Annotated in this window: 7 protein-coding genes; 5 read left to right on the top strand and 2 right to left on the bottom strand. The window is 67.7% G+C overall.

Translation table 11 applies throughout. The features are described 5' to 3' along the window. The first annotated feature begins 74 nt into the window (after nt 1-74). The 3 genes from ahcY to V7702_RS15985 all read left to right on the top strand — a co-directional run bounded on the left by ahcY (nt 75) and on the right by V7702_RS15985 (nt 3,550). Nucleotides 75-1,466 (top strand): adenosylhomocysteinase, encoded by a 1,392-nt coding sequence (gene ahcY, locus V7702_RS15995; RefSeq protein WP_335651075.1) that lies wholly within the window; start codon nt 75-77, stop codon nt 1,464-1,466. Nucleotides 1,467-1,564: 98 nt separating this feature from the next. Continuing rightward, nucleotides 1,565-2,410, top strand: a complete 846-nt coding sequence (locus V7702_RS15990) for a pyridoxal kinase (protein WP_335651074.1) — start codon at nt 1,565-1,567, stop codon at nt 2,408-2,410. Nucleotides 2,411-2,413: 3 nt separating this feature from the next. Further along, nucleotides 2,414-3,550, top strand: coding sequence for a serine hydrolase domain-containing protein (locus V7702_RS15985; RefSeq protein WP_335651073.1), 1,137 nt, complete (start codon nt 2,414-2,416; stop codon nt 3,548-3,550). Here the strand turns inward: V7702_RS15985 and V7702_RS15980 are convergent. Further along, complete coding sequence (locus V7702_RS15980) at nt 3,547-4,722, bottom strand: carboxynorspermidine decarboxylase (RefSeq protein ID WP_335651072.1); 1,176 nt, start codon at nt 4,720-4,722, stop codon at nt 3,547-3,549. The genes V7702_RS15985 and V7702_RS15980 overlap by 4 nt on opposite strands. A gap of 4 nt (nt 4,723-4,726) precedes the next feature. Next, nucleotides 4,727-5,932: a saccharopine dehydrogenase family protein gene (locus tag V7702_RS15975; RefSeq protein ID WP_335651071.1), complete on the bottom strand. Its 1,206-nt coding sequence runs from the start codon at nt 5,930-5,932 to the stop codon at nt 4,727-4,729. A gap of 462 nt (nt 5,933-6,394) precedes the next feature. On the opposite strand from V7702_RS15975, the gene V7702_RS15970 reads away from it, so the two are divergent. Continuing rightward, nucleotides 6,395-6,733 carry a GIY-YIG nuclease family protein gene (locus tag V7702_RS15970; protein ID WP_335651070.1) on the top strand — a complete coding sequence of 113 codons (339 nt, stop codon included), beginning with the start codon at nt 6,395-6,397 and terminating at the stop codon, nt 6,731-6,733. A 148-nt stretch (nt 6,734-6,881) separates the two neighbouring features. Further along, nucleotides 6,882-7,607 carry a DUF4336 domain-containing protein gene (locus tag V7702_RS15965; RefSeq protein ID WP_335651069.1) on the top strand — a complete coding sequence of 242 codons (726 nt, stop codon included), beginning with the start codon at nt 6,882-6,884 and terminating at the stop codon, nt 7,605-7,607. Nucleotides 7,608-7,713: the final 106 nt, after the last annotated feature.

Below are 7,713 nucleotides of genomic sequence, written 5' to 3'. Positions count from 1 at the left end.
GCTATAGAGCCCCAAAACCGCATGTGCTGGCTTCTCTGGCCCGCCTCCGCGACAGGACCGCAGGACCCCACGACATGACCGACTACATCGTCAAGGACATCAGCCTGGCCGACTACGGCCGCAAGGAAATCGACATCGCCGAGACCGAAATGCCCGGTCTGATGGCGACCCGCGAGGAATTCGGCGCCAGCCAGCCCCTGAAGGGCGCGCGCATCGCCGGCTCCCTGCACATGACGATCCAGACCGCGGTCCTGATCGAGACCCTGGAAGCCCTCGGCGCCGAGGTCCGCTGGGCCTCGTGCAACATCTTCTCCACCCAGGACCACGCCGCCGCGGCCATCGCCGCCAAGGGCACGCCGGTGTTCGCCATCAAGGGCGAAACCCTGATCGAGTACTGGGAATACGCCCACAAGATCTTCGAATGGGCCGATGGCGGCTATCCGAACCTGATCCTCGACGACGGCGGCGACGCGACCCTGCTGACCGTGCTCGGCCCCAAGGCCGAGAAGGATCCCACCGTCCTGAACAATCCGCAGAATGAGGAAGAAGAAGCCCTCTACACCGTCATGAAGCGCTATCTGGCCGAGAAGCCGGGCTTCTATTCGGCCATCCGCGACTCCATCAAGGGCGTCTCTGAAGAGACCACCACGGGCGTCCATCGCCTCTATCAGATGGCCGAGCGGGGCGAGCTGCCCTTCCCCGCCATCAATGTGAACGACAGCGTCACCAAGTCGAAGTTCGACAACCTCTATGGCTGCCGCGAGAGCCTGGTGGACGCCATCCGCCGGGGCACCGACGTGATGCTGGCCGGCAAGACCGCCGTGGTCATGGGCTATGGCGATGTGGGCAAGGGCTCGGCCGCTTCCCTGCGCAATGGCGGCGCCCGCGTCATGGTCACCGAGGTCGACCCGATCTGCGCCCTGCAGGCGGCCATGGAAGGCTATGAGGTCGTCACCGTCGAGGACGTGGCCGACAAGGCCGACATCTTCGTCACCGCCACCGGCAACAAGGACGTCCTGACCGTCGAGCACATGCGGCGGATGAAGAACAACGCCATCGTCTGCAATATCGGCCACTTCGATTCCGAGATTCAGATCGCGGGCCTGCGCAACTTCAAGTGGGACAAGATCAAGGATCAGGTCCACCACGTGGAATTCGCCGACGGCAAGAAGATCATCGTCCTGTCCGAAGGCCGGCTGGTGAACCTGGGCAACGCCACAGGTCACCCGAGCTTCGTGATGAGCGCCTCCTTCACCAACCAGACCCTGGCTCAGATCGAACTCTGGACCAATGGCGGTCGATACCAGACGCAGGTCTATACCCTGCCCAAGCATCTGGATGAGAAGGTGGCTATGCTTCATCTGGAAAAGCTGGGCGCCAAGCTGACCCAGCTCAGCAAGGAACAGGCCGACTATATCGGCGTGCCGGAAACCGGTCCGTTCAAGCCCGATCACTACCGCTACTAGAACTTCATTTTCCGCTCTCGTCGCGGTGCGGCGAATTATTTGCGACGCCGCGTCCTGGCCCCTTGCGGGGTGGGGCGCGGCGCTTCTCTATGGGGCCAATGCCCCTTACCCTCATCATTTCCAGTCATGTGGCCGCCAGCCGCGTCGGCGGCTCGGCCCAGGCCCTGGCGCTGGCCGCCTTCAAGGTGGACGCCATGGTCGTGCCGACCGTGCTCTATGGCCGTCACCCCGGTTGGGGGCCGCCGGGCGGGGCCGCCGTGCCGGTCGAGGCGATCGACGGCATGCTGGACGGGATCGAGGCCAACGGCCTGTTCGCCCAGGCCGACCTGGTGCTTACGGGCTATTTCGCCAGCGCCGCGCAGATCCGCGCCGCGGCCCGCGCCATCGACTCGGTCCGCGCCGCCCCCCGGGACATGGCGGCTCGCAAACCCTTCATCATCGTCGATCCGACCATGGGCGACCTGGGCAAGGGGCTCTATGTGCCGGGCGACGTGGCCGAGGCCATCACCGCCGACCTGGTCCCTCGGGCCGACCTGGTGTGCTGCAACGCCTGGGAGCTTGAGCGGCTGACCGGCGCCCCGGCCCGGACGCCGACCGAGGCCCTGGCCGCGGCGCGCATGCTGGGCAAGCCCGTGGTGGTCTCCTCGGTGCAGCGGGAGCACGAGATCGGCGTGGTTTATGCCGATCGTCGCGAGGCCTGGCTGGCCGCCCACCAGCGGGCCGAGACGGCGCCGAACGGCACCGGCGACCTGCTCAGCGCCCTCTATGGCGCCGCCGTGCTCGATGGCCTGTCGCCCTCCTACGCCCTGGCGAGGGCGGTCGGCGGGGTGGCCGAAACCATCTCGGCGGCGCATATGTGGAAGGCGAGCGAGCTGCCCCTCGTGGCCATGGCCCAGCGGCTGAAGGCGACCTCGCCCCACGTCCGCATGGAGCGCCTGGCCTAACGCATGCCGTCCGACATCCCCGAGATCCACGGCCAGTGCGCCGCCGGCCAGGAGCCGGTGCGCGCGGCCTTCGAAGAAAATTTCGCACAGGGGCAAGAGCTGGGCGCGCGGTTTTCCCTGGTGAAGGACGGCGAGGTGGTCGTCGACCTCTGGGCCGGCCACGCCGACCGGGCGCGGACCACGGCGTTCGACGCCAAGACCCTGACGCCGATCTTCTCCACCACCAAGGCGGTCGCCGCCCTGATGGTCGCCCGTCTCGTAGACCAGGGGCGGTTGGCCTACGACCAGCCGGTGGCCGAGATCTGGCCGGCGTTCGCCGCCGCCGGCAAGGGGGCGATCACCGTTGAGCAGGCCCTGTCGCACCAGGCCGGCCTGTCGGGATTCGTCGAGGCCATCGAGCCGTCCCTCTGGTTCGACTGGGACGCGGTCTGCGCCAAGCTGGCGGCCATGGCGCCGCTCTGGCCGCCGGGGACCGCCAGCGGCTATCACCCGGTGACCTATGGCTATCTGGCCGGCGAGATCTTCCGCCGGGTGGACGGGCGGACCATGGGAACGGCCCTGCGCGAGGATATCGCCCAACCCTTCGAGCTCGACCTGTGGATCGGCCTGCCGGACGCCGAACATGGCCGCTGCGCCGAGCTGCAGCGTCCGCCGGCCTTTCCCGATTTCGGCGAGATCAATGTCCCCACCAAGGCCGCCTTCCTGGAGCCCTGGTCCTCGCCGGGCGGCCGCGGCCAGGCGGAATGGCGCAGGGCCGAAATCCCCTCGGCCAATGGCCACGCCACCGCGCCGGCGCTCGCCCGCCTCATGGGCGCGCTCGCCCGAGGCGGCTGGCTCGACGGGGAGATGATCCTGTCGCCGGCTCTGATCGCCGAGATGAGCCGGAAGCGGATCGCCGGCCAGGACCTCGTCCTGCCCTTCGTCATGAGCTGGGGAGCCGGCGTCATGCGCAATGAGGCTCTGCATCCCTGGGGACCGGGGGATCAGACCTTCGGCCATTCCGGCTGGGGCGGTTCCTGCGCCTTCGCCGATCCGGACACCGGGCTGGCCGGCGCCTATGTGATGAACAAGCAGTCGGCCCACCTGCTGGGCGATCCCCGCGCCAAGCGGCTGATCGAGGCGGCCTACGCGGCGCTTTAAGACAGGCGGTCGCGGAACTCGGTGTAGTCGAATTCCCGCACCATCTTCAGGGCGTCGGTGTCGCTATTCCAGAGTGCGATGGCCGGCAGGGGCACGCCGTTGAAGGTGTTGGTCTTGACCATCGAATAGTGCGCCTGATCGAGGAAGGCGATGCGGGTTCCCGGCGCGGGCCGCTGGTCGAACCGGTAGTCGCCGATGATGTCGCCGGCCAGGCAGGACGGGCCGCCCAGGCGGACGCTCACCCCCTCGTCCGGCTCACCCAGCATGGCAGGCCGATAGGGCGCCTCGATCACATCGGGCATGTGGCAGGTGGCCGAGATGTCGGTGACGCCGATGGCCATGCCGTTGTCGAAGACATCCAGCACCTCGCCCACCAGGATGCCGGCGTCCAGCGCGATGGCCTCGCCCGGCTCCAGGAACAGGCCGATCCCGTGCCGGGCCTTCACCTCACGCAGGAAGGCGACCAGGGCCTCGCGGTCATAGTCGGCGCGGGTGATGTGGTGGCCGCCGCCCAGGTTCACCCACTTGATCTGGGTCCCCAGCACGCCCGCGAGTTTCGGCTCCAGCAAGGCCCAGATGCGGCTCAAGGGCTCGAAGCCCTGTTCGCAGAGCGCATGGATGTGCAGGCCGTCCACACCGGCCAGGCTCTCAGCCGTCAGCTGCGACACCGGAAAGCCCAGGCGCGAACCGATCTGGCAGGGGTCGTACTTGGCGACCTCGGCCTCGCTGTGCTCGGGGTTCAGCCGCAGGCCGATCTGGAAGGTCTCGCCAGCCGCCCGCGCCGCCTCGATCGGGCCTGAGAACCGCGCGATCTGGTCCGGCGAATTGAAGATCACCGTGTCCGACAGCCGCAGGATCTCGGGCAGGTCGGCCGCCTTGTAGGCCGGCGAATAGGTTGTCAGCTCACCGCGGAAATGCTCGCGCGCCAGCTTCGCCTCCCAGAGGCCTGAGGCGCAGACCCCGTCCAGATGCTCGCCCACCAGGCCGGCCAGCGACCACATGGAAAAGGCCTTCAGGGCCAGCAGCACCTGGGCCCCGCCCCGATGGCCCACATCGGCCAGGACGGAGAGATTCCGCGCGATCGCCGCCTCATCCACCACGAAACAGGGGGACGGAACGCGGGAAAGATCGAACGTCGCGAATGCGCCGGCCCCGCCGGCCTTGGTCTCCATGCCCCTAGAAGTCCAGGGGCGCGGGCAGATCCCGCATCTTCCAGGGCAGGCCGTGTTTGTTCAGCATGTCCATGAACGGATCGGGGTCCATCTGCTCCATGTTGAACACGCCGGCGCCGGCATAGACGCCCTGGACCATCAGGGCCGCGCCGATCATGGCCGGGACGCCGGTGGTGTAGCTGACCGCCTGGCTGCCGGTCTCGGCATAGGCCTCTTCGTGGTCGCAGACATTGTTGATGTAGACGGTCTTCTGCGCGCCGTCCTTCAGACCCGTGGCGATGGTGCCGATATTGGTCTTGCCCTTGGTGCGCGGGCCGAGCGACGCCGGCTCGGGCAACAGCGCCTTCAGGAACTGCAGCGGAATGATCTCGCGGCCCTCGAACATCACCGGATCGATGCGCAGCATGCCCACATTGCCCAGCACGTCGAGGTGCTTCAGGTAGGCGTCGCCGAAGGTCATCCAGAACCGGATGCGCTTGATTTCCGGGTAGAATTTGGCCAGCGATTCCAGCTCCTCATGGTACATGAGGTACATGTTCTTTTCGCCGACCTGGTCGAAGTCGAACACCTGCTTGTGGGCCAGGGCCGGCCCCTCGACCCACTGGCCGTTTTCCCAGTGCCGCGACGGCGCGGTCACTTCGCGCAGATTGATCTCAGGATTGAAGTTGGTGGCGAAGGGGTGGCCGTGGTCGCCGCCATTGCAGTCGAGGATGTCCAGGGTCTCGATGGAGTCCAGCAGGTGCTTGGCGGTGTAGGTGGTGAACACCGAGGTCACACCGGGGTCGAAGCCGCAGCCCAGCAGCGCCATGAGGCCAGCCGCCTTGAAGCGGTCCTGATAGGCCCACTGCCAGCTATATTCGAACTTGGCCTCGTCGCGAGGCTCATAATTGGCGGTGTCGAGATAGTTCACGCCCGCCGCCAGGCAGGCCTCCATGATCGCCAGGTCCTGGTAGGGCAGGGCCAGGTTGACCACCAGCGCCGGCTTCACAGCCTGGATCAGGGCCGTGGTCGCGGCGATGTCGTCGGCGTCCAGGGCGGCGGTCTCCACCACCACGCCGGTGCGCGCCTTCACCGACTCGGCGATGGCGTCGCATTTGGACTTTGTCCGGCTGGCCAGCGTAATGTCGCTGAAGATGTCGGGCGACATGGCCATCTTGTGGACCGCCACCGATCCGACGCCGCCGGCGCCGATCACCAGAACTCTACCCATTTGCGTCCGTCCTTACCTTGAACACACCTAAGCAACGCCCGACCCGCGGGGAGGGGGCCATATCACGGGATGGCCAAAGGGGCTAACCGCCTGACGTTTTGTCGCGGTGAAGGTTCGGTGACAGGGCGGGCGGAGATCGCACAGGCCCAAGCCCCTCCCCGCCGTCATGCTCGGCCCTGCGCCAAGCATCCCTCGTCGGGGCTAAGCGCAAGCGTCGAGAGGGATCCTGGGCACAAGTCCCAGGATGACGTGGGAGGGACCCCCAAACTTCTCCGTCACCCTCGGGCTTGACCCGAGGGTCCATGCACACCGAGACCGGCCCCCGTGTTCATGGATGGTCGGATCAAGCCCGACCATGACGGTGCATGGGATCAACGCCCTCCGCCCACCACAGGCGCCTCGCTCTATTTACCCGGATAATAATTCGATTTATATCGCCCGGGTAAATAGATGGAGGGGGCGATGGATCGCGCCGCACGACGGGCCGCCACGGCCGCCTATAAGGAACGCAAGCCTGCCTGGGGCGTCTTCGCCGTCATCTGCAATGCGACGGGCGAGGCCTGGGTCGGGACCAGCCGCCATGTCGACACTGAGCAGAACGGCCTGTGGTTCACCCTGCGCCTGGGCTCCTGTCCCTATGCCAGCCTCCAGGCCGCCTGGACGCAGCACGGCGGGGCCGAGGCCTTCCGCTTCGAGGAGCTGGAGCGCCTGCGCGAGGACTATCCCGAGATCGGCCGCATGGACGAGCTGAAGCGCCGCCAAGCCCTGTGGCGCGCCCGCCTGGACGCCGCCGCGCTCTAGGAGCCGCCCCACATCCCCACCCTCGTCACCCCCGGGCTTGACCGGGGGCCCATGAACACCCAGGCCAACCCCGGTGTGCATGGATGGTCGGGTCAAGCCCGACCATGACGGCGATAAGGGGGGACGGCCCCAGGGCTCGGGGGGGCGCTTGCCCCTCCAGCTCAGCCGTGATCCTGTTCCGGCCATGCTGCAGCTTCTGGACGATAACATCTGGACGGCGGCGGGGCCGCAGGTCGGCGTCCTGGGGTTTTCGTATCCCACCCGCATGGTGGTGATCCGGCTGGCCGGCGGCGACCTGTTCGTCTGGTCGCCCACGGCGCTGACGCCAGAGCTGAAGGCGGCGGTGGACGCCCGGGGGCCGGTCCGCCACCTGGTCTCGCCCAGCGCCATGCACAACCTCTTCCTCAGCGAGTGGCAGGCCGCCTATCCCGATGCCCGGCTCTACGCCCCGCCGGGCCTGCGGGCGCGGCGACCCGACCTCGCCTTCGACGGCGACCTGGCCGACGGGGGCGGCCACCCGTGGTCGGACGAGATCGACCAGGTCCACTTCGCCGGCAACCGGATCGCCACAGAAGTGGTCTTCTTCCACCGGCCCAGCCGCACGGCGATCTTCACCGACCTGATCCAGCAGTTGGACGCACGCGACCTCAAGGGCTGGCGCGCCCTCGTCGCCCGGCTGGACCTGATGACCGGGGACCAACCCCAGACCCCGCGCAAGTTCCGCCTGGCCTTCACCGACCGCAAGGCGGCCCGCGCCGCGCTCACCCGTATCGAGGCCTGGCCGGCGAGGCGCGTCCTGATGGCCCACGCCCCGCCGGTGATGGAAGACGGCCAAGCCTTCCTCACCCGCACCTTCGCCTGGCTGCGGGACTGAGGGGCCGCGCCCCCTCTTTCACCGCCGTCATGCTCGGCCCTGTGCCGAGCATCCCTCGTCGGGGCAGGCGCAAGCGTCGAGAGGGATCCTGGGCACAAGGCCCAGG

The sequence above is a fragment of the Phenylobacterium sp. genome, from assembly GCF_036963605.1.
In the GTDB taxonomy this organism is placed as follows: Bacteria; Pseudomonadota; Alphaproteobacteria; order Caulobacterales; family Caulobacteraceae; genus Phenylobacterium.
The sequence above is the reverse complement of the archived record's forward strand: the minus strand, read 5'-3'. Positions and strand labels throughout refer to the sequence as shown.

Excerpts from the sequence above, each read along its gene's own strand:
- V7702_RS15985 (WP_335651073.1), top strand. The coding sequence starts at position 2,414 with ATGCCGTCCGACATCCCCGAGATCCACGGCCAGTGCGCCGCCGGCCAG.
- V7702_RS15990 (WP_335651074.1), top strand. The coding sequence starts at position 1,565 with ATGCCCCTTACCCTCATCATTTCCAGTCATGTGGCCGCCAGCCGCGTC.
- V7702_RS15980 (WP_335651072.1), bottom strand. The coding sequence starts at position 4,722 with ATGGAGACCAAGGCCGGCGGGGCCGGCGCATTCGCGACGTTCGATCTT.
- V7702_RS15975 (WP_335651071.1), bottom strand. The coding sequence starts at position 5,932 with ATGGGTAGAGTTCTGGTGATCGGCGCCGGCGGCGTCGGATCGGTGGCG.
- V7702_RS15970 (WP_335651070.1), top strand. The coding sequence starts at position 6,395 with ATGGATCGCGCCGCACGACGGGCCGCCACGGCCGCCTATAAGGAACGC.
- ahcY (WP_335651075.1), top strand. The coding sequence starts at position 75 with ATGACCGACTACATCGTCAAGGACATCAGCCTGGCCGACTACGGCCGC.